A 24,657-nucleotide genomic window follows, 5' to 3' on the forward strand; every position below is an offset into this window, starting at 1 on the left:
ATTTGTTCACTCAGATAAACTTTTCTTCTATATATAGGACTTAGGTCTTGACAGCTATAGAAAAATGGTTTACACTTTATAAAGTTTATTACTTTGAAAAGGTGTGATAGTGTGGCTACGGCAACAAAGAAGAAAAAATCAACAGTTAAAAAAAATCTAGTCATCGTGGAGTCGCCTGCTAAAGCGAAAACGATTGAGAAATATCTAGGCAGAAACTACAAGGTTCTAGCCAGTGTCGGGCATATCCGTGATTTGAAAAAATCCAGTATGTCAGTCGACATTGAAAATAACTATGAACCACAGTATATCAATATCCGAGGAAAAGGTCCTCTCATCAATGACTTGAAAAAAGAAGCCAAAAAGGCCAATAAAGTCTTTCTGGCGAGTGACCCGGACCGTGAGGGAGAAGCGATTTCCTGGCATTTGGCTCACATTCTCAACTTGGATGAGAATGATGCCAACCGTGTAGTCTTTAATGAAATCACCAAAGATGCAGTAAAAAATGCCTTTAAAGAACCTCGCAAGATTGACATGGACTTGGTCGACGCCCAACAAGCTCGTCGTGTCTTAGACCGCTTGGTAGGGTATTCGATTTCGCCTATTTTGTGGAAAAAGGTCAAGAAGGGCTTATCAGCAGGGCGTGTGCAGTCGGTTGCTCTTAAACTCATCATTGACCGTGAAAATGAGATCAATGCCTTCCAACCAGAAGAATACTGGACAATTGATGGTGTCTTTAAGAAGGGAACCAAGCAATTTCAAGCTTCATTCTATGGTATGAATGGCAAAAAGATGAAATTGACCACTAATGAAGAAGTCAAAGAAGTCTTGTCCCATTTGACTAGCAAAGATTTCACAGTAGAACAGGTAGATAAGAAAGAACGCAAACGCAATGCGCCCCTACCGTATACGACCTCAACCATGCAGATGGATGCTGCTAACAAGATTAATTTCCGTACTCGAAAGACCATGATGGTGGCCCAGCAGCTCTATGAAGGGATCAATATCGGATCGGGCGTGCAAGGTTTGATTACCTATATGCGTACAGACTCGACTCGTATCAGTCCAGTAGCTCAGAATGAAGCGGCAAGCTACATTAACGACCGTTTTGGTAGCAAGTATTCCAAGCATGGTAGCAAGGTAAAGAATGCCTCAGGTGCTCAAGATGCCCACGAAGCCATTCGTCCATCTAGCGTCTTTAACACACCAGAAAGCATCGCTAAGTACTTGGACAAAGACCAGCTCAAGCTCTATACCCTAATCTGGAACCGTTTTGTGGCCAGCCAGATGACGGGCGCTATCTTTGATACCATGGCTGTCAAACTCTCTCAAAATGGGGTTCAGTTTGCAGCGAATGGAAGCCAAGTCAAGTTTGATGGTTATCTTGCTATCTACAATGACTCAGACAAGAACAAAATGTTGCCAGATATGGCTGTTGGAGATGTGGTCAAGCAGGTCAATAGCAAGCCAGAACAACATTTCACTCAACCACCTGCTCGCTATTCGGAAGCGACTCTTATCAAGACCTTAGAAGAAAATGGGGTTGGACGTCCGTCAACCTACGCTCCGACCATTGAAACCATCCAAAAACGTTACTACGTTCGTCTAGCAGCAAAACGTTTTGAACCAACAGAGTTGGGTGAAATTGTTAATAAACTCATTGTTGAATATTTCCCAGATATTGTCAATGTGACCTTCACAGCTGAGATGGAAGGAAAACTGGATGATGTCGAGGTTGGAAAAGAGCAGTGGCAACGTGTCATTGATGAATTTTATAAACCATTCTCTAAAGAGGTAGCCAAGGCTGAATCCGAAATGGAAAAAATCCAGATCAAGGATGAGCCAGCTGGATTTGACTGTGAAGTTTGTGGCAGTCCAATGGTAATTAAGCTAGGACGTTTTGGTAAATTCTATGCTTGCAGCAACTTCCCAGACTGCCGTCACACACAAGCAATTGTCAAAGAGATTGGAGTCGAGTGTCCAAGCTGTCATCAAGGACAAATCATTGAACGCAAAACCAAGCGCAATCGTATCTTCTATGGTTGCAATCGCTATCCAGAATGTGAATTTACTTCCTGGGACAAACCAATTGGCCGTGACTGTCCAAAATGCGGACACTTCCTAGTGGAGAAAAAAGTCCGTGGTGGTGGCAAGCAGGTTGTATGTAGTAATGGCGACTACGAAGAGGAAAAAATTAAATAAAATGCAGAGTCCTGAAAATGAATTTCAGGCTCTTTTTTTGTTGATGCTTGACAAATTTCCCCCTTGTATGCGAAACTAGAGGAAGAGTAATTTATCTAGGAGAAATCATGCGTATTATTTATCTCAGTATTGGCTTTATTTCACTGGCTTTAGCTGTCATTGGGATTGTCCTACCACTTTTGCCAACAACTCCCTTTCTTTTGTTAGCTATCGCTTGCTTTTCAAAATCTTCTAAGCGTTTTGAAGACTGGCTTTATCATACAAAGATTTATCAGACTTATGTAGCTGACTTTCGGGAAACCAAGTCAATCGCGCGAGAACGAAAGAAAAAAATTATCGTATCTATCTATATCTTGATGGGGATTTCTATTTATTTTGCCCCTCTTTTACCAGTCAAAATCGGTCTGGGAGCCTTGACTGTCTTTATCACCTACTATCTCTTTAAAGTCATTCCTGACAAAGAATAGATAAAAATAGTAGTTATTTGCCTTAATAAAAATGAAAGCCTATTTAAAATAATATGATATAATAAATTCAAAGAAAACATCAAGGAGAATCAAATGATTTACGAATTTTGTGCTGAAAATGTGACCTTGCTTGAAAAAGCGATGCGGGCTGGAGCTCGTCGAATCGAACTTTGTGACAATCTAGCAGTAGGAGGAACAACACCTAGCTATGGAGTGACCAAGGCAGCGGTTGAACTGGCAGCTAACTACGACACCACCATCATGACTATGATTCGTCCCCGTGGTGGCGACTTTGTCTATACTGATCTTGAAATAGCGATCATGCTAGAAGACATTCGTTTGACTACTCAGGCTGGAAGTCAAGGGGTTGTATTTGGGGCTTTAACTGCTGATAAGAAGTTGGATAAGGTTAATCTAGAGAAATTAATTGCCGCATCTAAAGGAATGGAAATTGTCTTTCACATGGCCTTTGATGAATTGAGTGATGAAGATCAGTTGGAAGCCATTGACTGGCTCAGCCAAGCTGGTGTCACTCGTATCTTAACTCGCGCTGGTGTATCTGGAGATTCGTTAGAGAAACGATTTGCTCACTATCGTAGAATTCTAGAACACTCTGCAGGTAAAATTGAAATCCTACCAGGTGGAGGGATTGACTTGGACAACCGTCAAAACTTTATCGACCAGCTGGGCGTGACACAATTGCATGGAACCAAGGTTGTCTTTTAAAAAATAGAAAGGAACTGCTAGCTTTTGGTAGCAGTTTTCACTTATGTTTGAAATTTTTAAATCCTATCAGTTTAATAAAGAAAAAGCCCATGCCTATGGTTTTGTAGAAAATGAGGAAGTCTGGACTTATAGTTGCCAGATTTTGCAGGGTGACTTTTACATGACAGTCTCTATCACTCCTGATAATGTGAGTTTTCTTGTCTTTGACCAGGAAACGGGTGATCTCTATCCTCAAGTACATATGGAAAGTATGCGGGGAAGTTTTGTCGGAAGTGTCCGTGAGGCTTGTTTGGAGATTCTTTACCAGATTCGGAAGGCTTGCTTTGATGTACAGGATTTTATCTGCCCTCAGACTAAGCGTATCATGGCTCAAGTTCAGAAAAAATATGGTAATCAGTTGGAATATCTATGGGAGAAATCGCCTGATACAGCAGTGTTAAGACATGAAGGCAATCAAAAGTGGTATGCTCTTGTGATGAGAATCCCATGGGATAAGCTGGAGAAGGGGAGAGAAGGGCTAGCCGAAGCAGTCAATATTAAACACGACCAAGTAGCTGACTTACTTTCAAAAAAAGGCATTTATCCAGCCTTTCATATGAACAAACGCTACTGGCTTAGTCTGGCGCTTGATGATAGTTTGCAAGATGAAGAAGTGTTAGAACTCATCGAAAGAAGTTGGAACTTGACTGTGAAAAAATAAGGAAGGTTACTTGAGTTTTCAAATACTTTCAATTAGCAAAATATTCTTTACTGAAGAAATTTTCAGAAAATATTGGATTTTTTCTTGACAAGTGTTTTTAGCTATGCTAAAATACTAAACAAGATATCAAACGAAGGAGAAAGTCAAACATGAAAACAGCTAAGTTTAATCAATTTGCTTTGTTGTTGAGGTACTCGGGCTAGTGCAAAAGCATTAGTCCTGTTTGGCTTACCAAGCGGGAGTAAATCAACATCTCGCTTGGGCTTCTGAGCGAGATGTTTTTTTAAAACCACATTTGGAAAAGGGGAAATCTTATGCGTAAAGTTGAATTTTTTGATACAAGCCTTCGTGATGGGGAACAAACACCTGGTGTTAACTTCTCAATAAAGGAAAAAGTTTCCATTGCAAGACAGCTGGAGAAATGGGGAATTTCTGTAATTGAAGCTGGTTTTCCGGCTGCTAGTCCAGATTCATTTATAGCTGTTCAAGAAATTGCTAAAGCCATGAAAAAAACAGCAGTGACAGGATTAGCTCGTTCTGTAAAATCTGATATTGATGCTTGTTATGAGGCTCTTAAGGATGCCAAGTATCCTCAAATTCATGTCTTTATCGCTACCAGTCCGATTCACCGCAAGTATAAGCTCAATAAAAGCAAGGAAGAGATTTTAGAAGCTATCAAGGAACATGTTTCTTATGCTCGTTCTAAGTTTGAAATCGTCGAATTCTCTCCTGAAGATGCGACTAGAACAGAGTTGGATTTCCTCTTACAAGTCGTTCAAACAGCGGTCGATGCAGGTGCATCTTATATCAATATCCCTGACACAGTTGGCTTTACGACTCCAGAAGAGTTTGCTCGTATCTTTGATTACTTGACTGAAAATATTAAATCAGATCATAAAGTTGTCTTTGGTGTCCACTGTCACGATGATCTCGGTATGGCAACTGCAAATACTTTGACAGCAATTAAACACGGTGCTGGACGTGTCCAGGGAACTATTAATGGTATCGGTGAACGCGCAGGTAATGTTGCTCTTGAAGAAGTAGCTGTTGCTTTGAAGATTCGTGAGGATTTCTTCCAAGCAACTAGTGATATTGTTTTGGATGAAACAATGAATACGTCTGAAATGGTTTCTCGCTTCTCTGGTATTCCAGTTCCTAAAAATAAAGCTGTCGTTGGTGGTAATGCCTTTTCTCACGAGTCTGGTATTCACCAAGATGGAGTCCTTAAAAATCCTCTCACTTATGAGATCATCACACCTGAATTGGTCGGTGTCAAGAGTAATAGCCTTCCACTTGGTAAATTGTCTGGTCGCCATGCCTTTGTTGAGAAACTAAGGGAATTGGCTCTAGACTTTACAGAAGAGGATATCAAACCACTCTTTGCTAAGTTCAAGGCGTTAGCTGATAAAAAGCAAGAAATCACGGATGCAGATATTCGAGCTCTGGTAGCTGGAACCATGGTTGAAAATCCAGAAGGCTTCCACTTTGATGATTTACAACTTCAAACTCATGCAGATAATGACATTGAAGCTCTCGTTAGCCTGGCCAATATGGATGGTGAAAAAGTCGAATTTAATGCGACAGGGCAAGGTTCCGTTGAAGCGATCTTTAACGCTATCGATAAGTTCTTTAACCAATCTGTCCGCTTGGTGTCCTACACTATTGACGCGGTAACAGATGGAATCGATGCCCAAGCTCGTGTCTTGGTCACTGTTGAAAACAGAGATACAGAAACCATCTTTAACGCAGCAGGTCTTGATTTCGATGTATTGAAGGCTTCGGCTATTGCTTATATCAATGCCAATACTTTTGTTCAAAAAGAGAATGCAGGTGAGATGGGGCATAGCGTTTCCTACCGAGACATGCCTAGTGTGTAAAGGAGAAGGCTATGACAAAGAAAATAGTAGCTCTAGCAGGGGATGGAATAGGTCCAGAAATCATGGAAGCTGGTTTAGCAGTTCTAGAAGTTCTAGCTTCAAAAACAGGTTTTGACTATGAGATAGATAGATGCCCCTTTGGAGGTGCAGGTATTGATGCTGCGGGGCATCCCTTACCTGATGAAACCCTTAAGGCATGTAGGGAAGCAGATGCTATTCTCCTTGCGGCTATCGGTAGTCCTCAGTATGATGGAGCATCGGTTCGGCCTGAACAAGGCTTGCTGGCTCTTCGTAAGGAACTCAATCTCTATGCCAATATTCGCCCTGTTAAGATTTTTGATAGTCTCAAGCATTTGTCACCTCTCAAACCGGAACGAATTGCTGGTGTAGACTTTGTCGTGGTGCGTGAGTTGACAGGTGGGATTTACTTTGGGGATCATATCCTTGAAGAGCGCAAAGCGTGTGATATCAACGACTACAGCTATGAGGAAGTAGAGCGAATCATTCGCAAGGCATTTGAAATCGCAAGAAGTCGCAGAAAAATCGTTACTAGTATCGATAAGCAAAATGTGTTAGCAACGTCGAAACTCTGGCGCAGAGTAGCTGAGGAAGTCGCTCAGGATTTCCCAGATGTAACCTTGGAACACCAGTTGGTGGACTCAGCTGCCATGCTCATGATTACCAATCCTGCTAAGTTTGATGTCATCGTAACGGAGAATCTCTTCGGAGATATTCTATCAGATGAATCAAGCGTTCTATCAGGCACACTTGGCGTCATGCCATCAGCCAGTCATTCTGAAAAAGGTCCAAGCCTCTACGAACCCATTCATGGTTCAGCACCCGATATTGCAGGTCAAGGAATTGCCAATCCTATCTCTATGATTTTGTCAGTTGCCATGATGTTGAGAGACAGCTTTGGACGTTATGAGGATGCGGAACGTATCAAACGTGCTGTTGAAGCTAGTTTAGCGGCTGGCATTTTAACAAGAGATATAGGAGGACAGGCTTCGACCAGGGAAATGACAGAAGCCATCATTGAAAGATTATGAAGATAAATGAAGGAATCATGCTTGCCCTCTTGATTTGGAATTTGCTGATTTTCTTGATTTATGGCATTGACAAATCCAAGGCAAGAAGAGGTGCTTGGCGCGTCCCAGAGAAAATCTTACTCATTTTAGCCCTTACTTGTGGTGGTTTTGGTGCCTGGTTGGCAGGAATCACCTTTCACCACAAGACTAGAAAATGGTATTTTAAAACGGTTTGGTTTCTCGGGATGGTGACCACACTAGTAGCCTTATATTTTATTTGGAGGTAATGGATGGCAGGAAAATCGATTTTTGATAAATTATGGGACCGCCATGTCATCACAGGAGAAGAAGGACAACCCCAACTCATGTATGTGGATCAGCACTATATTCATGAAGTGACCAGTCCCCAAGCTTTTCAAGGATTACGAGATGCGGGGCGCAGATTGAGACGGCCAGACTTGACATTTGGAACCTTTGACCACAATGTACCAACTGTCAATATCTACGATATTCGAGATGTTATTTCTAAGGCTCAAATTGATAAGCTCGCTGAAAATGTTGAGGAGTTTGGGATTGAACATGCTGCTCACGGTTCTGAAAAGCAGGGAATCGTTCACATGGTAGGTCCAGAAACAGGACGGACGCAACCAGGAAAATTCATCGTCTGTGGAGATAGCCACACAGCTACTCACGGAGCTTTCGGAGCTATCGCTTTTGGGATTGGAACCAGTGAGGTCGAGCATGTCTTTGCTACCCAGACCCTCTGGCAAGTTAAACCTAAGAAAATGTTGGTAGAATTCACTGGTGTTCCTCAAAAAGGAGTTTATTCTAAGGATTACATCCTCGCCTTAATTGCCAAGTACGGCGTTGCCTGTGGTGTAGGCTATGTGGTGGAATATCGTGGGCAAGCGATTGATGCACTGACCATGGAAGAGCGAATGACCATTTGCAATATGTCCATCGAGTTTGGCTCCAAGATGGGAATCATGAATCCAGATCAGACGACTTATGACTATCTCAAGGGACGGGAATGCGTTCCAGAAGATTTCGAGGAGGCGGTGGCTGATTGGAAAACCCTTGTCAGTGATGAGGATGCTGTCTATGATAAGGTTATCCGGATGGATGTCTCAGACTTGGCTCCTATGGTGACCTGGGGAACCAATCCTGCTATGGGCGTTGACTTTGACAGTAGCTTCCCAGAAATTAAGGATATGAATGATGAACGAGCTTATCATTACATGAACTTGGAGCCTGGCCAAAAGCCAGAGGACATTGAACTAGGCTATATCTTTATCGGGTCTTGTACCAATGCTCGGCTCAGTGACTTACAGCTGGCTGCGCGATTTGTCAAAGGGAAGAAGATTGCTCCCAATCTAACAGCAATCGTAGTACCAGGTTCTCGTCCTGTCAAACGAGCTGCGGAGAAGTTGGGCTTGGATAAGGTTTTCTTAGATGCTGGCTTTGAGTGGCGAGACCCAGGTTGCTCTATGTGCCTAGGGATGAATCCGGACAAGGTACCTGATGGCGTTCACTGTGCTTCAACCAGTAACCGCAACTTTGAAGATAGACAGGGATTTGGCGCTAAAACCCATCTCTGCAGTCCAGCTATGGCAGCGGCGGCAGCTATTGCAGGGCGTTTCGTAGATGTTCGGCAAATGCCAGAGGCCCAGTAAGGAGGGGATATGGAGAAATTTACAGTTTATACGGGAACGACCGTTCCTCTCATGAATGATAACATTGACACCGACCAAATCCTTCCCAAGCAGTTTCTCAAATTAATTGATAAGAAAGGCTTTGGTAAGTACCTCATGTATGCTTGGCGTTATCTGGACGATAACTACACAGAGGATCCAGACTTTGTCTTTAACCGACCTGAATACCGAAAAGCCAGTATCCTCATCTCAGGGGATAACTTTGGGGCAGGTTCTTCGAGAGAACACGCAGCTTGGGCTCTAGCCGACTATGGTTTTAAGGTTGTGATTGCAGGATCTTTCGGGGACATTCATTACAATAATGAACTCAATAATGGCATGTTGCCCATTGTTCAGCCTAGAGAGGTTAGAGAGAAACTAGCCCAACTCAAACCGACCGACCAGGTAACTGTGGACTTGGAACAACAAAAAATCATCTCACCAGTTGGAGAATTCACTTTCGAAATTGATAGAGAATGGAAACACAAGCTTTTAAATGGTTTGGATGATATCGGAATTACTTTGCAGTATGAAGATTTGATTGCAGCCTATGAAAAACAACGACCGGCCTACTGGCAGGATTAGAAAAATAGAAAAGGAAATATAGAACTATGACAAAACACATTCAATGGAACGGAACACTTTCACAAGAAGGCTATGACATTTTAAAAGGTGAGGGCGGGTGCATTGTTTGCCCTACAAAAGTTGGTTACATTATCATGACTAGCGATAAGGCAGGTCTTGAACGCAAGTTTGAAGCCAAAGAGCGTAACCGTAACAAACCAGGTGTTGTACTTTGTGGTAGCATGGATGAGCTTCGCGCTTTAGCACAACTCAATCCAGAAATTGAAGCCTTCTACCAAAAACATTGGGACGAAGACATTCTCCTCGGTTGTATCCTTCCATGGAAACCAGAAGCTTTTGAAAAACTCAAAGCATACGGTGATGGCCGTGAGGAGCTCATGACAGACGTTCGTGGTACTAGCTGTTTTGTCATCAAGTTTGGTAAAGCTGGTGAACAATTGGCTGCTAAACTTTGGGAAGAAGGTAAAATGGTCTATGCCTCATCAGCCAACCCATCTGGAAAAGGAAATCGTGGTAAGGTAGAAGGAATCGGAGAACGTATCGAAGGAGCAGTGGACCTTGTCATCGAAGCAGACGACTATGTGGCATCCATCCAACCGGACAAAACAATCGAAACTCGCTACGAGCAAGGTGTGATGGTGTCTATGGTCGATAAAGACGGAAAACTCATCCCAGAACAAGGAGGAGCCCGTTCAATCTCACCAGCGCCAGTTGTTATCCGCAAAGGGCTTGACATTGATAAAATCATGATGCATTTGTCAGATACCTTTAACTCATGGGACTACCGTCAGGGAGAGTATTACTAAGATAAAAAAAGAAGTCTAGTGTTAAGAGTCATTGAAGCTCCTAACGCTGGGCTTTTTTTAGAAGTTCTTTTCTTTTTCTATAGGATATGATATGCTATAGATGAACTATATATTAATAGAACTTACTTGTGAAAGTAAATTAAAGGAGTATTCAAATGAACAGTGAGCAAAATAACTATTTTTTTGTTGGTACAAAATTTGGTGATGATGATTATCTTGAATATTTTATGAAAGAAGGAAAGTGGGAATTAGGATGGCATAATAACGAGGAAAATAAACAGTATCAAAGAATGTTAAAGTTGTTTAATAAAATTAAACCAGGTGACGTTTTATTTGCTAAATCTACATATGTCAAAAAGAAGAATTTACCTTTTGTAAAGAAAGATGATTTAAAGGTTTCTGTGATGAAAATTCGTGGAATGGCGACTGTTAAAGAGGTTTTAGATGATGGGCATACCATTATTGTTGCTTGGAAAAAAGAGTATATAGAGAGGGAGTGGTTTTTCTTTACGGGGCAAGAAACAATATGGTTTCCATCAGATATTAAGTATCGAACTAAAGAGACTAACCAGTTAATAAAATTTGCAGCAAGTGATGAAATCATAATTCAAGACTATGACTATTTTTTGAATCATCCTAATTGGAAAAAGTATAAAAAATTAGAAAGTGAAACTATGTTAAGGAATGATTTTTTATTTAATTATAGTGGTATATTAAAAAAATCCAAAAACCTCATCCTCCGTGGTGCACCTGGCACAGGAAAAACTTATCTTGCTAAAGAAATTGCTAAAGAATTAACGGGTGGCAACGAAGACCAAATCGGATTTGTACAATTTCATCCATCCTATGATTATACTGATTTTGTAGAGGGGTTGAGACCTGTATCAAATGGTGATGGAGCTATCGAGTTTAAGCTAGAAGATGGTATTTTTAAGAAGTTTTGCCAGAAGGCTAAAGAAGCTCAGAAAACTGGAGGCCAAGATAATTTTGAGGAAGCGTGGGATCTTTATCTTGAATATGTAAATAGCAGAGATGAAAAAGAATATTTGACAGAATTTTCCTATCTCACAGTAAATAGTAGAAATAATTTTAATATCAATTATGAAACTAAAGCCCAAGGAACTTGCTTAACAAAATCTTATGTTTATGAACTCTATAAAGATGAAAAATATCTGAAACAGCCTTATTATCGTAATCAAGGAAAAAAAGTCCTAGAAACATTGAGAAAGAGATTTGGTTTGAAAGACTATGTTTCCCCAACAGAAATTGATACTGATAAGAAATTCGTCTTCATCATCGATGAAATCAATCGTGGAGAGATTTCAAAGATTTTTGGTGAACTCTTTTTCTCTATTGACCCTGGTTATCGTGGTGAAAAGGGAAGTGTTTCTACCCAATATGCTAATTTACATGAGACTGATGACAAGTTTTATATTCCTGAGAATGTCTACATCATCGGAACAATGAATGATATTGACCGTTCAGTAGATACCTTTGATTTTGCTATGCGTCGTCGTTTCCGTTTTGTTGAAGTTACTGCCGAGAGTCAAGTTGGTATGCTTGATGACGTGCTTGGTGATAAAGCCGAAGAAGCAAAAACTCGTCTAAGAAACTTGAATGCTGCTATCGAAAACGTTCAAGAGCTAAATAGTCATTATCATATCGGACCAAGTTATTTCCTTAAGTTGCAGGATGTGGATTTTGACTATGAGTTACTCTGGTCTGATTACCTCAAACCTCTATTGGAAGATTACTTACGTGGTTCTTATGAGGAGGCCGAAACTCTGGATACATTGAAAAAAGCATTTGATCTGACAAATAACGAGCAAACAGTTCAGCAAGATACTGGTGATAATGATGCGTATAACTGATAATCAGCATAAAATTGCTAAAGAAGACTTTGTAGCAGAATATCCCAAACTAAGTCAAGCGCTTCTTGATAGAACACTGGATAACCTTTCTCGAGAGGACCGTATCTTTATTTTCCCGAATGATTTGATAAATTCTCTTGATTTAGATAAGGACCAAAAGATTTTGGAAACAGTTAATCAGGAAATCAAGACAGGAAACGTGATTGGTTTTCTTGGATATGGTCAGGAAAGATTAACGATTGCCTCTCGTTTTTCTGATGAAAGTAACGACCATTTTTTGCATTATCTCTTACAAAAGGTTCTCAATATCAATCTGACTAGTTTGGATGTCGGTCTATCTCTAGAGGATAAACTCTATCAGCTTTTGATTTACCTCTTTCCCAAGTATTTACAAGCTGCTCTCAGAAAAGGTCTTTATAAGGAATACCAGAGATTTTCTCATAACGACAGTCATGTAAAGGGAGCCGTTGATGTAGGAAATCATCTTAAGAAAAATCTTCCTTTTACGGGAAATATTGCCTATACAACAAGAGAGTTTACCTATGATAATCCACTCATGCAGTTGATTCGGCATACGATTGAGTACATAAAGATTCAAAAAAGTTTTGGAGCACTACTTGATAGTAATCGTGAAAATATAACTGAAATTACTCGTGCAACTCCAGCTTATAAACTAGCTGATCGTGCTAAGATTATCAGAATGAATAAAATCAAACCCATCCGACACGCCTACTTCAGAGAGTACAGAAAGTTACAGGAACTCTGCTTGATGATTCTGAGTAGAGAAAAGCATGGTCTTGGCCCTCAATCTCAAAGGGTACATGGTATTCTCTTTGATGTTGCCTGGCTTTGGGAAGAGTATGTTCACAGCTTGTTGCCAAAAGGTTTCATCCATCCACGAAATAAAGATAAGACGGACGGAATTTCAGTATTTTCTGTTGGGAAACGAAAGGTATATCCAGATTTTTATGACAGAGAACGAAAGATTGTTCTAGATGCAAAATATAAGAAACTGGAGTTCACTGAAAAAGGGATTAACCGTGAGGACTTGTTCCAATTGATCTCCTATTCTTATATCTTAAAATCTGAGAAAGCTGGACTGATTTTTCCTAGTATGGAGCAGTCAGTAAATAGTGAAATAGGAAAACTAGCTGGCTATGGATCTCAATTGAAGAAGTGGTCTATCCAAATCCCTCAGAATGCCTCATCCTATAGTGCATTTTGTAAAATGATGGAAAACTCCGCAGAAATTTTTAAAGCGATTATTGATGAAGAAGTGGGGAGAAAATAATCTCTTCACTTTTTTGATATTTATATAAGCAATTTCCGAACAATATAGTTTGATTATTAAAAATATTTGACAAAAACTGTACTTTGGTTTATAATTAATCAAGGAAACGTCGGAAAAAGGCGTAGAGATGCGCAAGCATAGGTAGGTCATTACAAAAGAAACGAGACATCGATATGTTAAATGAATTTCCAATTTTTGATTACGAAGATATTCAGTTGATCCCAAATAAATGTGTCATTAAAAGCCGTGCAGAAGCAGACACGAGTGTCACACTTGGAAATCACACTTTCAAACTACCTGTTGTACCAGCAAATATGCAGACGATTTTGGATGAGAACGTAGCAGAGCAACTTGCTAAAGGCGGTTACTTTTACATTATGCATCGTTTTGATGAGGCTGGGCGCATTCCTTTTATCAAACGCATGCACGATCAAGGGCTCATTGCTTCCATTTCAGTCGGTGTCAAGGATTACGAGTATGATTTTGTTAGCCGACTCAAGGCTGATGCTCCTGAGTATATTACGATTGATATTGCTCATGGTCATGCGGATAGTGTGATTTCTATGATTCAACACATCAAGAAAGAATTACCAGATACTTTTGTCATTGCTGGGAATGTGGGAACACCAGAAGCTGTGCGTGAACTGGAAAATGCTGGTGCGGATGCAACAAAGGTTGGAATCGGTCCTGGTAAGGTTTGTATCACCAAGGTCAAGACTGGTTTTGGTACAGGTGGTTGGCAGTTGGCAGCACTTCGCTGGTGTGCTAAGGCAGCTCGCAAACCGATCATTGCTGATGGTGGGATTCGTACTCATGGTGATATTGCTAAGTCTATCCGTTTCGGTGCTAGTATGGTTATGATTGGTTCCCTCTTTGCAGGACATATCGAAAGCCCAGGAAAGACGATTGAAGTCGATGGGGAACAGTTCAAAGAATACTATGGTTCAGCTTCTCAATATCAAAAAGGAGCCTATAAAAATGTGGAAGGTAAGCGCATCTTACTGCCTGCTAAAGGGCATTTGCAAGACACCCTTACTGAGATGGAGCAGGACTTGCAAAGTGCTATTTCCTACGCAGGTGGACGCAAGGTTGCTGACCTCAAACACGTTGATTATGTTATCGTGAAAAACTCTATCTGGAACGGGGATGCATCTCACTAAGAGACACTTAGTCCACCCATAAAAAACTTGTTATTAGAGCAAATTTCTGTTATAATAAGACAAGTTTCCACCCTTAGTGTAATGGATATCACGTAAGATTCCGGTTCTTGAGATGGGGGTTCGATTCCCTCAGGGTGGATGTAAATAGCCTAAGAAAGCCTTAAATAAGGCTTTTTTCTTTATACTGTCCCTAAAATTGAAAATTGTCTTCTAAAAAATGCTCAATTTCCCTCTAGTCCTGTTTTAAAGTGACTCAGGGGGCTTTTTTTGATATAATAAGAAGGACTGTTATCAGTTAGAAAGAGGTTGGTATGAAAGAATTACAAACTGTACTAAAGAAGCGTTTTGCAATCGAATTTGCAGACAAAAACTTACTGGAAACGGCCTTTACTCATACGAGTTATGCCAATGAGCACCGCCTCTTAAAAATTTCACACAATGAGCGCTTGGAATTTTTAGGAGACGCTGTTCTGCAATTATTGATTTCAGAATATCTGTATAAAAAATATCCTAAGAAACCAGAGGGAGATTTGTCTAAACTCCGTGCTATGATTGTCCGTGAGGAGAGTTTGGCTGGTTTTGCGCGTGATTGCCAGTTTGATCAGTTTATCAAGCTAGGAAAAGGGGAAGAAAAGTCTGGTGGGCGCAATCGTGACACCATTCTTGGAGATGCATTTGAAGCCTTTTTGGGAGCATTGCTTTTGGACAAGGATGTTGCTAGAGTAAAAGAGTTCATCTATCAGGTCATGATTCCCAAGGTTGAAGCAGGTGACTTTGAAATGATTAAGGATTACAAGACACACCTGCAAGAACTGCTCCAGGTCAATGGAGATGTCGATATTCGTTACCAGGTGACCTCTGAAACGGGACCTGCCCATGATAAGGTTTTTGATGTAGAAGTTCTGGTTGAGGGCAAGAGTATCGGAAAAGGTCAAGGCCGTTCTAAAAAATTGGCAGAACAAGAGGCCGCCAAAAATGCAGTTGAGAAAGGGCTGGATTCATGTATTTAAAGGAGATTGAGATTCAGGGATTCAAGTCCTTTGCTGACAAGACCAAGGTCGTCTTTGACCAAGGTGTGACAGCTGTCGTTGGGCCCAATGGTTCTGGGAAGTCAAATATCACAGAAAGTTTGCGATGGGCCTTGGGAGAGTCTAGTGTCAAGAGTCTTCGTGGAGGCAAGATGCCCGACGTTATCTTTGCTGGAACTGAAAGCCGCAAACCACTCAATTATGCCTCTGTTATCGTGACCTTGGACAATGAAGATGGCTTCATCAAGGATGCAGGGCAAGTCATTAAGGTAGAACGCCATATCTATCGTAGTGGAGATAGCGAGTATCGAATTGATGGCAAGAAAGTGCGCTTGCGTGATATTCATGACCTCTTCTTGGATACAGGTTTGGGACGGGATTCCTTCTCCATCATCTCTCAAGGGAAGGTTGAGGAGATTTTTAATTCCAAGCCAGAGGAACGCCGAGCTATTTTTGAAGAGGCTGCTGGAGTTTTAAAATACAAGACTCGTCGAAAAGAAACAGAAAGCAAACTGCAACAAACTCAGGACAATCTCGACCGCTTAGAGGACATTATCTATGAGTTGGACAATCAAATCAAGCCCCTTGCAAAACAAGCCGAGAATGCTCGCAAGTTTCTCGACTTGGATGGTCAACGCAAGGCTATTTACTTGGATGTACTGGTTGCTCAAATCAAGGAAAACAAGACTGAACTAGAGTTAACAGAAGAAGAGCTAACGCAGGTTCAGGAACTTTTGACTAGCTATTACCAAAAGCGTGAAGAGTTAGAAGAGGAAAATCAAAGCCTTAAAAAGAAACGTCAGGATCTCCAAGCTCAAATGGCCAAGGATCAAGGAAGCTTGATGGATTTGACTAGTTTGATCAGTGACTTAGAGCGAAAACTAACCCTATCCAAACTGGAATCCGAGCAAGTTGCCCTTAATCAACAAGAAGCGCAAGCCCGTTTGGCGACTCTGGAAGATAAGAGAAAGGCTCTAAGTAAGGAAAAGGCTGAAAAAGAAGAGAATCTGGAACAGTTAGAGGAAAGTCTAGTTGAAAATAACAAGGAACTCAATCGCCTAGAAGCGGAATTGCTGGCTTTTTCAGATGATCCTGACCAAATGATCGAGCTCCTGCGTGAACGTTTTGTGGCGCTTTTACAAGAAGAAGCGGATGTCTCAAACCAGTTGACCCGCATCGAGAATGAACTAGAGAACAGCCGTCAGTTATCTCAAAAACAAGCAGATCAACTTGAGAAATTGAAAGAACAACTGGCTACAGCTAAAGATAAGGCCAGTCAACAACAGGCTAAACTTGAAACTGCCAAGGTGCAGGTTCAGAAATTATTGGCTGACTACCAAGCTAGTGCCAAGGAGCAAGAGGAGCAGAAAGTTTCTTTCCAAGCCCAGCAGAGCCAACTCTTTGACCGTCTAGACAGTCTCAAAAATAAGCAGGCTAGAGCCCAGAGTTTGGAAAACATCCTAAGAAATCATAGCAACTTTTATGCGGGTGTTAAGAGTGTTCTTCAAGAAAAAGACCGTCTTGGTGGGATCATTGGTGCAGTCAGTGAACACTTGACCTTTGATGTGCATTATCAAACTGCTTTGGAGATTGCACTTGGAGCTAGCAGTCAGCATATTATCGTAGAAGATGAAAACGCGGCAACCAAGGCGATTGATTTCCTCAAACGCAACAGAGCTGGTCGTGCGACCTTCCTTCCATTGACAACAATCAAAGCGCGTACGATTTCTAGTCAGAATCAAGATGCTATCGCAGCAAGTCCAGGATTTCTGGGCATGGCAGATGAGTTGGTGTCGTTTGATAAGAGACTAGAAGCCATTTTCAAAAACTTGCTTGCTACGACGGCTATCTTTGATACTGTAGAACATGCGCGTGCCGCAGCTCGTCAAGTTCGCTATCAGGTTCGCATGGTGACGCTTGATGGTACCGAATTGCGTACAGGTGGTTCCTACGCAGGTGGTGCCAATCGTCAAAATAACAGCATCTTCATCAAGCCAGAGCTGGAACAATTACAAAAAGAAATTGCTGAAGAAGAAGCTGACTTGCGGTCAGAAGAAGCCAGTTTGAAGACCTTGCAAGATGAGATGGCGGTATTAACAGAAAGATTAGAAGCTATCAAATCTCAGGGTGAGCAAGCTCGTATTCAGGAGCAAGGCTTGTACCTAGCTTATCAACAAACCAATCAGCAGGTCGAAGAACTGGAAACGCTTTGGAAACTTCAAGAAGAGGAATTAAATCGCCTATCTGAAGGAGATTGGCAAGCGGACAAGGAAAAATGCCAAGAGCGCCTCGCTACTATCGCCAGTGAAAAGCAAAATCTGGAAGCTGAGATTGAAGAGATTAAGTCTAATAAAAACGCTATTCAAGAACGTTATCAAAACTTGCAGGAACAAGTAGCGCAAGCACGCTTGCTTAAGTCAGAACTGCAAGGACAAAAGCGGTATGAAGTGACTGATATTGAACGCCTAGGTAAGGAATTGGATAACCTCAATCTCGAACAAGAGGAAATCCAGCGCCTTCTCCAAGAAAAGGTTGATAATCTTGAGAAAGTGGATACGGATTTGCTCAGTCAGCAGGTGGAAGAGGCCAAAACTCAGAAAACAAACCTCCAACAAGGTTTGATACGCAAGCAGTTTGAGTTGGATGATATCGAAGGCCAGCTGGATGATATTGCCAGCCATTTGGATCAGGCTCGTCAGCAGAATGAAGAGTGGATTCGCAAACAAACACGTGCTGAAGCCAAGAAAGAAAAGGTCAGCGAACGCTTGCGCTATCTACAAGCTCAATTAACTGACCAGTACCAGATCAGCTACACAGAGGCTCTAGAAAAGGCTCATGAACTGGAAAATCTCACTCTGGCGGAGCAAGAGGTTAAAGATCTTGAGAAGGCTATTCGCTCACTCGGTCCAGTCAATTTGGATGCTATTGAACAGTACGAAGAAGTCCACAATCGTTTGGATTTCCTAAATAGCCAACGAGATGATATTTTGTCTGCGAAAAACCTGCTCCTTGAGACCATCACAGAGATGAATGATGAGGTTAAGGAACGCTTTAAATCAACTTTTGAGGCGATTCGTGAGTCCTTTAAAGTGACCTTTAGACAGATGTTTGGTGGAGGTCAGGCAGACTTGATATTAACTGAGGGCGATCTTTTAACAGCTGGTGTGGAGATTTCTGTTCAACCACCAGGTAAGAAAATCCAGTCTCTCAACCTCATGAGTGGTGGTGAAAAAGCCCTATCTGCTCTGGCTCTGCTCTTCTCCATTATCCGAGTTAAGACCATTCCTTTTGTTATCTTGGATGAGGTAGAGGCGGCACTAGACGAAGCCAATGTCAAACGTTTTGGGGATTATCTCAACCGCTTTGATAAGGATAGTCAGTTTATCGTCGTGACCCACCGTAAGGGAACGATGGCGGCAGCAGACTCTATCTATGGAGTTACCATGCAAGAATCAGGTGTGTCCAAGATTGTTTCGGTTAAGTTAAAAGACTTGGAAGAAACAGTAAACTAGTTACCAAACGATAGCATCTCTTAGGAGGTGCTATTTTTTAAAACTAAAGCCCTAAATTTTCTCTTACGGTCAGTTCAGGCGCAAAAAACGACATTTGGGATTTCCTCTTAGCGAAAAGACTTTCTCTATGATATAATAGTTTCATGATTACAACAGTACCTATTAAGAACGAAAAAGATATTGCAGTACCAGGGAAAACAGTCCTTGTACTAGGTTATTTTGATGGCATCCACAAGGGACATCAGAAACTTTTTGAAGTGGCCAGTAAGGCTTCTATGAAGGATTATCTGCCGGTTGTCGTAATGACCTTTACAGAGTCGCCAAAACTTGCCTTGCAACCTTACCAACCTGAGCTTATGCTCCATATCGTCAATCACGAGGAACGAGAGCACAAGATGAAATGGCATGGGGTAGAGGCTCTTTTCTTACTTGACTTTAGTAGCAAATTTGCTAGTTTAACGGGTCAAGAATTCTTTGATACCTATGTTCGAGCTTTAAAACCAGCTATTATTGTAGCAGGATTTGACTATACTTTTGGCTCTGATAAGAAAACTGCGGATGACCTGAAGGATTATTTTGATGGAGAGATCATCATTGTTCCTCCGGTCGAAGACGAAAAGGGAAAGATTAGTTCTACACGGATTCGTCAGGCAATTCTTGATGGAGATGTAAAGGAAGTCAATCATCTGCTCGGCACTCCGCTCCCATCTCGTGGAATGGTCGTTCATGGAAATGCACGAGGGCGTACTATTGGTTATCCAACAGCCAATCTGGTCCTAAGAGATCGAACCTATATGCCAGCGGACGGTGTTTATGTAGTCGATATAGAAGTACAACGTCAGAGATATCGTGGAATGGCAAGTGTTGGGAAAAATGTTACTTTTGATGGAGAAGAGCCACGTTTTGAAGTCAACATTTTTGACTTTTCAGATGATATTTACGGTGAGACCGTCATGGTCTACTGGCTAGATCGTGTCCGTGATATGGTCAAATTTGACTCCATCGAAGAGCTCGTAGACCAACTCCAGAAAGACGAAGAGATTGCTCGAAACTGGAAGAATGGAGAATAGAAAAGTTTAAAAAAGTGAACCATATTTTGTGTTTGCTTTTTTATTTTTGAAAGAAATTTTAATAGAAAGAAACATAATTGAAGCTTGATTGAAAATCTGTTAAAATAGTGATATTCATAATTTTAAAAACCAAAGAAAAGAGACTAATATGATTACAGGCGAATTAAAAAATAAAATTGATCAGCTGTGGGAAATGCTGTGGACTGAAGGAAATGCAAATCCTCTAACAAATATTGAACAATTGACTTATCTTCTGTTTATGAAGGATTTGGATAGTGTCGAACTTGGACGCGAAAGCGATGCTGAGTTTCTAGGGATTTCTTATGAGGGAATTTTTCCAAAAGACAAACCTGAATACCGTTGGTCAACCTTTAAAAATATAGGAGATGCTCAGGAAGTTTATCGATTAATGACTCAGGAGATTTTTCCATTTATTAAGAATCTTAAGGGTGATACTGACGATACAGCTTTTTCACGTTATATGCGAGAAGCTATCTTTCAAATTAATAAACCAGCTACATTGCAAAAGGTTATTTCTATATTAGACGAATTTCCAACTAGAGGTTCAGATATAGATTTTGATAGTGACACACAGGGAGTGAATGATATTGGAGACATCTATGAATATCTACTATCAAAATTGTCAACAGCAGGTAAAAATGGACAGTTTCGTACGCCTCGTCACATCATCGATATGATGGTTGAGTTGATGCAACCAACTATCAAAGATATCATCTCAGATCCTGCTATGGGGTCTGCTGGTTTCTTAGTCTCTGCTAGCCGTTACTTAAAGCGTAAGAAAGATGAATGGGAAACCAATCCAGATAATATCAACCATTTTCATAACAATATGTTTCATGGAAATGATACGGATACAACTATGCTGAGACTTGGTGCAATGAACATGATGCTGCATGGAGTGGAAAATCCCCAAATTAGTTATCTTGACTCACTATCTCAAGATAATGAAGAAGCAGATAAGTACACTTTGGTTTTAGCAAATCCTCCATTTAAGGGATCACTTGACTACGATTCAACTTCAAATGATCTTCTTGCGACTGTAAAAACAAAAAAAACAGAATTACTTTTCCTTGCTCTTTTCTTGCGTACATTGAAACCAGGGGGACGTGCAGCGGTTATCGTACCTGACGGTGTCCTCTTTGGTTCTTCTAAAGCCCATAAAGGAATTCGTCAGGAAATTGTTGAGAATCATAAATTAGATGCTGTAATATCAATGCCAAGTGGCGTTTTCAAACCTTATGCTGGAGTTTCAACTGCCATTCTCATCTTTACAAAAACTGGAAATGGTGGAACGGATAAGGTCTGGTTTTACGATATGAAAGCAGATGGTTTAAGTTTGGATGATAAACGACAACCGATCAGTGATAATGATATTCCAGATATTATTCAACGTTTCCATCAACTTGACAACGATGCAGAACGTAAGAGAACAGACCAGTCTTTCTTTGTTCCAGTCGATGAGATAAAGGATAATGATTATGATTTATCGATCAATAAATACAAAGAAATCGAGTATGAAAAAGTTGAGTATGAACCAACAGAAGTCATCTTAAAGAAAATTAATGATCTAGAAAAAGAAATTCAAGCAGGCTTAGCAGAGTTAGAAGAATTACTCAAGTAGGGAGATGCATGTATGAAAAAAGTGAAGTTGGGGGAAGTGGTAACTCTCAAAAAAGGTAAGAAAGCCACTATACTTAATGAACAAACGATTCTAAGTCAACGTTATATTCAAATAGATGATTTGAGAAATGACAATAATCTAAAATTTACTGAAAGTTTAAATATGACTGAAGCACTTCTAGATGATATTCTGATAGCTTGGGATGGTGCTAACGCAGGAACAATTGGCTATGGACTATCGGGAGCTGTCGGTAGCACTATTATGGTCTTAAAAAAGAATGAGCAATACAAAGACGAGATTATATCAGATTATTTGGGAGTTTTTTTGGAGAGTAAATCGCAGTATTTACGGTATCATTCAACAGGTGCAACAATTCCACATTTAAATAAAAATATATTACTTGATCTAAAATTAGAATTATTACATATCGAAGAACAAGAGAACATTATCCGTATTCTTAATATAATTAAAAGACTTATTACTAAAAGAAAATGTCAATTAGAAGAGCTAAACTTGCTCGTCAAATCCCGATTTAACGAGATGTTTGGGGATATTTTTGATACAACTTTTCCTATATACCGTTTAGAAGAATTGTGTGAATTTATAAAGGATGGCACACATCAAACTCCACAATATACAGATGATAGAACGAATGGGTTTAAATTTTTATCATCTAAAGATGTTACATCGGGTAAAATTTCCTGGGATAATATAAAGTATATCACAGAATCTTTACATAATGAGTTATATTCAAAAATATCCCCCCGAAGAAATGATATTCTACTTGCTAAAAATGGAACTACAGGAATAGCAGCACTAGTGGATTGTGATGAGATTTTTGATATTTATGTTAGTTTAGCTATTTTGCGATTTTATGATGGAAATAATCCAACTTATCTTTTATATGCAATTAATTCAGACTTTACAAAATGGCAGTTTGAGTCAAAGATAAAAGGAGTAGGTGTTCCTAATTTACACTTAGGAGAAATTAGGAAGACAAAAATTCCCCTCCCACCTCTTTCCCTCCAAAACGAATTCGCAGACTTTGTGGCTCAAGTCGACAAATCACAATTTTCGCAGACTTTGTGGCTCAAGTCGACAAATCACAATTGGCAATTCAAAAATCACTAGAAGAACTTGAAACTTTGAAGAAATCTCTCATGCAGGAGTATTTCGGTTAAGATTTGAGATGAGATAGCAGTTTTACACTATCATTGTAATTACCGTAATTATTTGTTATAATACTTCAAAGGAGGAAATCAGATGGCAGTAAAAACAAGAAAGCAAGGAAATTCAATCACCATTACGATTCCAAGCGAGTTCAATATTCCAAGTGGTGTTAAATACGAAGCGAAATTGTTACCAAGTGGTGAAATTATCTTTACCCCTGAAGAATTGGATCATCAAGTTTCTTATGTATCTGATGATGCCTTTAACTTGAAATTGGATACAATTTTTGATGAATACGACGATGTTTTCAAAGCTTTGGTGGAAAAATGACAGTCTATTTAACAGAAAAGCAAATTGAAAAAATCAATGCTTTAGTAATTCAACGGTATTCTCCAAATGAGCAAATTAAAACAGTTAGTCCTTCAGCGTTAAATATGATTGTGAACTTACCAGAACAATTTGTTTTTGGCAAACCTCTTTATCCAACAATTTTTGATAAAGCAACAATATTATTTGTCCAATTGATAAAGAAGCATGTTTTTGCCAATGCCAATAAACGGACAGCGTTTTATGTTTTGGTGAAATTTTTAAACTTAAATGGTTATCACTTTTCTGTTTCTGTGGAAGAAGCGGTTGATATGTGTGTGACTATGGCGGTAGAAGCTTTAACTGATGAAAAAATGATAAGCTACTCTAAATGGGTTTCTGAACATTCTATCAGAGAAAAAATAAGCTAGTGCGATGGATTTGAATGAGTATTAGAAAATAAACAGACAATATTAGAATTCTGAAATGCAGAAACTGATATTGTCTCTTTTTATTGATAAGTAATAATGAAAGTGAGAATTTATGGAATCAAAAGTTACAATTATCATACAAGAAATGTTACCCTTTTTAAACAATGAACAATTACTAGCATTGCGAGAGAGTTTAGAGCGCCATCTAGTGGATGGAAAAAAGAAGCAGAAGCATTCTAATAATAATCTGTTGCAATTATTCATCACTGCTAAGCAGGTAGAGGGCTGTAGCGCAAAAACAATACGTTATTACCAGAGAACAATTGAAAATTTGTTTCATCATATTAAGGGGTCTGTGACACAACTGACAACCGATGATTTGAGAAGTTATCTAGCAAATTATCAGTCTAAAAAGGATTGTAGTAAGGCGAATTTGGACAATATTCGGCGTATATTGTCCTCTTTTTTTGCTTGGCTTGAGCAAGAGGAATATATCATCAAAAATCCTATTCGAAGGATTAAAAAAATTAAGACAGAACAAACTGTGAAAGAAACTTATACGGATGAACATCTGGAAATTATGCGGGATAATTGTGAAAATTTAAGAGATTTGGCAATGATAGATCTACTAGCATCAACAGGTATGCGTGTAGGTGAACTTGTCCAGTTGAATCGTTCTGATATTGATTTTGAAAATCGTGAATGTGTTGTATTTGGGAAAGGTAAAAAGGAGAGACCAGTATATTTTGATGCTCGTACGAAAATTCATTTGAGAAACTATCTCAATGATAGAAAAGATAACCATTCTGCTCTTTTTGTAACGTTAGTTGGGAAAGCTCAGAGACTTGGAATTGCTGGTGTTGAGATTCGTTTAAGAAAGTTAGGTCAAAAGCTTGGAATTCAAAAGGTTCATCCACATAAATTCAGAAGAACTTTAGCGACAAAGGCTATTGATAAAGGAATGCCTATTGAACAAGTCCAAAAACTGCTAGGTCACAGCAAAATTGATACAACCCTTGCCTATGCCATGGTTAATCAAAGCAATGTTAAACACTCACACCAAAAATTCATCTCTTAAATGCAAATCCCGATATTTC

At 40.0% G+C, this 24,657-nt stretch carries 21 protein-coding genes and 1 tRNA gene; all 22 read left to right on the forward strand.

What is annotated here, in order from left to right:
* The first annotated feature begins 111 nt into the window (after positions 1–111).
* Positions 112–2,199 (forward strand): DNA topoisomerase I, encoded by a 2,088-nt coding sequence (locus tag V470_03985; protein AHZ47597.1) that lies wholly within the window; start codon positions 112–114, stop codon positions 2,197–2,199.
* Between the two features lie 107 nt (positions 2,200–2,306).
* Positions 2,307–2,666, forward strand: coding sequence for a membrane protein (locus V470_03990; protein ID AHZ47598.1), 360 nt, complete (start codon positions 2,307–2,309; stop codon positions 2,664–2,666).
* A 93-nt stretch (positions 2,667–2,759) separates the two neighbouring features.
* Positions 2,760–3,392, forward strand: coding sequence for a copper homeostasis protein CutC (locus tag V470_03995; GenBank protein AHZ47599.1), 633 nt, complete (start codon positions 2,760–2,762; stop codon positions 3,390–3,392).
* A gap of 43 nt (positions 3,393–3,435) precedes the next feature.
* Positions 3,436–4,092: an MmcQ family protein gene (locus V470_04000; GenBank protein AHZ47600.1), complete on the forward strand. Its 657-nt coding sequence runs from the start codon at positions 3,436–3,438 to the stop codon at positions 4,090–4,092.
* 314 nt (positions 4,093–4,406) lie between these two features.
* Positions 4,407–5,969, forward strand: coding sequence for a 2-isopropylmalate synthase (locus V470_04005; GenBank protein AHZ47601.1), 1,563 nt, complete (start codon positions 4,407–4,409; stop codon positions 5,967–5,969).
* 11 nt (positions 5,970–5,980) lie between these two features.
* On the forward strand, positions 5,981–7,018 hold the full coding sequence (locus V470_04010) for a 3-isopropylmalate dehydrogenase (protein AHZ47602.1): 1,038 nt from the start codon (positions 5,981–5,983) through the stop codon (positions 7,016–7,018).
* A complete protein-coding gene (locus V470_04015; GenBank protein ID AHZ47603.1) occupies positions 7,015–7,284 on the forward strand; it encodes a membrane protein in 270 nt (89 codons plus the stop codon). Before V470_04010 ends, V470_04015 begins: the two co-directional genes overlap by 4 nt.
* Positions 7,285–7,287: 3 nt before the next feature.
* Positions 7,288–8,670 carry an isopropylmalate isomerase gene (locus V470_04020; GenBank protein AHZ47604.1) on the forward strand — a complete coding sequence of 461 codons (1,383 nt, stop codon included), beginning with the start codon at positions 7,288–7,290 and terminating at the stop codon, positions 8,668–8,670.
* A gap of 9 nt (positions 8,671–8,679) precedes the next feature.
* Positions 8,680–9,273 carry an isopropylmalate isomerase gene (locus tag V470_04025; protein AHZ47605.1) on the forward strand — a complete coding sequence of 198 codons (594 nt, stop codon included), beginning with the start codon at positions 8,680–8,682 and terminating at the stop codon, positions 9,271–9,273.
* Between the two features lie 26 nt (positions 9,274–9,299).
* Positions 9,300–10,079, forward strand: a complete 780-nt coding sequence (locus tag V470_04030) for a translation factor (SUA5) (GenBank protein ID AHZ47606.1) — start codon at positions 9,300–9,302, stop codon at positions 10,077–10,079.
* A 155-nt stretch (positions 10,080–10,234) separates the two neighbouring features.
* Positions 10,235–11,950, forward strand: coding sequence for an endonuclease (locus tag V470_04035; protein ID AHZ47607.1), 1,716 nt, complete (start codon positions 10,235–10,237; stop codon positions 11,948–11,950).
* Complete coding sequence (locus V470_04040; GenBank protein AHZ47608.1) at positions 11,937–13,241, forward strand: 3-isopropylmalate dehydrogenase; 1,305 nt, start codon at positions 11,937–11,939, stop codon at positions 13,239–13,241. Before V470_04035 ends, V470_04040 begins: the two co-directional genes overlap by 14 nt.
* Positions 13,242–13,414: 173 nt before the next feature.
* A complete protein-coding gene (locus V470_04045) occupies positions 13,415–14,401 on the forward strand; it encodes a guanosine 5'-monophosphate oxidoreductase (protein ID AHZ47609.1) in 987 nt (328 codons plus the stop codon).
* A gap of 67 nt (positions 14,402–14,468) precedes the next feature.
* Positions 14,469–14,540 (forward strand) — tRNA-Arg (locus V470_04050).
* A 172-nt stretch (positions 14,541–14,712) separates the two neighbouring features.
* A complete protein-coding gene (locus tag V470_04055) occupies positions 14,713–15,411 on the forward strand; it encodes a ribonuclease III (protein AHZ47610.1) in 699 nt (232 codons plus the stop codon).
* On the forward strand, positions 15,402–18,941 hold the full coding sequence (locus tag V470_04060; GenBank protein ID AHZ47611.1) for a chromosome segregation protein SMC: 3,540 nt from the start codon (positions 15,402–15,404) through the stop codon (positions 18,939–18,941). The genes V470_04055 and V470_04060 overlap by 10 nt, the downstream gene beginning before the upstream one ends.
* Before the next feature lie 143 nt (positions 18,942–19,084).
* The gene (locus tag V470_04065; protein AHZ47612.1) at positions 19,085–20,011 is read left to right on the forward strand and encodes a riboflavin biosynthesis protein RibF; all 927 of its coding nucleotides are present in this window, start codon (positions 19,085–19,087) and stop codon (positions 20,009–20,011) included.
* 148 nt (positions 20,012–20,159) lie between these two features.
* A complete protein-coding gene (locus V470_04070; protein AHZ47613.1) occupies positions 20,160–21,653 on the forward strand; it encodes a DNA methyltransferase in 1,494 nt (497 codons plus the stop codon).
* Between the two features lie 12 nt (positions 21,654–21,665).
* Entirely contained in the window at positions 21,666–22,784 is a 1,119-nt protein-coding gene (locus V470_04075) for a hypothetical protein (GenBank protein ID AHZ47614.2), read from the forward strand.
* Positions 22,785–22,916: 132 nt separating this feature from the next.
* Entirely contained in the window at positions 22,917–23,153 is a 237-nt protein-coding gene (locus V470_04080; protein ID AHZ47615.1) for an AbrB family transcriptional regulator, read from the forward strand.
* Positions 23,150–23,560: a prophage maintenance system killer protein (DOC: death-on-curing) gene (locus V470_04085; GenBank protein AHZ47616.1), complete on the forward strand. Its 411-nt coding sequence runs from the start codon at positions 23,150–23,152 to the stop codon at positions 23,558–23,560. The genes V470_04080 and V470_04085 overlap by 4 nt, the downstream gene beginning before the upstream one ends.
* 112 nt (positions 23,561–23,672) lie before the next feature.
* Positions 23,673–24,638, forward strand: a complete 966-nt coding sequence (locus V470_04090) for an integrase (GenBank protein AHZ47617.1) — start codon at positions 23,673–23,675, stop codon at positions 24,636–24,638.
* Positions 24,639–24,657 lie beyond the last annotated feature (19 nt).

The organism is Streptococcus sp. VT 162, assembly GCA_000688775.2.
Lineage (GTDB): Bacteria > Bacillota > Bacilli > Lactobacillales > Streptococcaceae > Streptococcus.

Excerpts from the sequence above, each read along its gene's own strand:
- V470_03990 (AHZ47598.1), top strand. The coding sequence starts at position 2,307 with ATGCGTATTATTTATCTCAGTATTGGCTTTATTTCACTGGCTTTAGCT.
- V470_03995 (AHZ47599.1), top strand. The coding sequence starts at position 2,760 with ATGATTTACGAATTTTGTGCTGAAAATGTGACCTTGCTTGAAAAAGCG.
- V470_04000 (AHZ47600.1), top strand. The coding sequence starts at position 3,436 with ATGTTTGAAATTTTTAAATCCTATCAGTTTAATAAAGAAAAAGCCCAT.
- V470_04005 (AHZ47601.1), top strand. The coding sequence starts at position 4,407 with ATGCGTAAAGTTGAATTTTTTGATACAAGCCTTCGTGATGGGGAACAA.
- V470_04010 (AHZ47602.1), top strand. The coding sequence starts at position 5,981 with ATGACAAAGAAAATAGTAGCTCTAGCAGGGGATGGAATAGGTCCAGAA.
- V470_04015 (AHZ47603.1), top strand. The coding sequence starts at position 7,015 with ATGAAGATAAATGAAGGAATCATGCTTGCCCTCTTGATTTGGAATTTG.
- V470_04020 (AHZ47604.1), top strand. The coding sequence starts at position 7,288 with ATGGCAGGAAAATCGATTTTTGATAAATTATGGGACCGCCATGTCATC.
- V470_04025 (AHZ47605.1), top strand. The coding sequence starts at position 8,680 with ATGGAGAAATTTACAGTTTATACGGGAACGACCGTTCCTCTCATGAAT.
- V470_04030 (AHZ47606.1), top strand. The coding sequence starts at position 9,300 with ATGACAAAACACATTCAATGGAACGGAACACTTTCACAAGAAGGCTAT.
- V470_04035 (AHZ47607.1), top strand. The coding sequence starts at position 10,235 with ATGAACAGTGAGCAAAATAACTATTTTTTTGTTGGTACAAAATTTGGT.
- V470_04040 (AHZ47608.1), top strand. The coding sequence starts at position 11,937 with ATGCGTATAACTGATAATCAGCATAAAATTGCTAAAGAAGACTTTGTA.
- V470_04045 (AHZ47609.1), top strand. The coding sequence starts at position 13,415 with ATGTTAAATGAATTTCCAATTTTTGATTACGAAGATATTCAGTTGATC.
- V470_04055 (AHZ47610.1), top strand. The coding sequence starts at position 14,713 with ATGAAAGAATTACAAACTGTACTAAAGAAGCGTTTTGCAATCGAATTT.
- V470_04060 (AHZ47611.1), top strand. The coding sequence starts at position 15,402 with ATGTATTTAAAGGAGATTGAGATTCAGGGATTCAAGTCCTTTGCTGAC.
- V470_04065 (AHZ47612.1), top strand. The coding sequence starts at position 19,085 with ATGATTACAACAGTACCTATTAAGAACGAAAAAGATATTGCAGTACCA.
- V470_04070 (AHZ47613.1), top strand. The coding sequence starts at position 20,160 with ATGATTACAGGCGAATTAAAAAATAAAATTGATCAGCTGTGGGAAATG.
- V470_04075 (AHZ47614.2), top strand. The coding sequence starts at position 21,666 with ATGAAAAAAGTGAAGTTGGGGGAAGTGGTAACTCTCAAAAAAGGTAAG.
- V470_04080 (AHZ47615.1), top strand. The coding sequence starts at position 22,917 with ATGGCAGTAAAAACAAGAAAGCAAGGAAATTCAATCACCATTACGATT.
- V470_04085 (AHZ47616.1), top strand. The coding sequence starts at position 23,150 with ATGACAGTCTATTTAACAGAAAAGCAAATTGAAAAAATCAATGCTTTA.
- V470_04090 (AHZ47617.1), top strand. The coding sequence starts at position 23,673 with ATGGAATCAAAAGTTACAATTATCATACAAGAAATGTTACCCTTTTTA.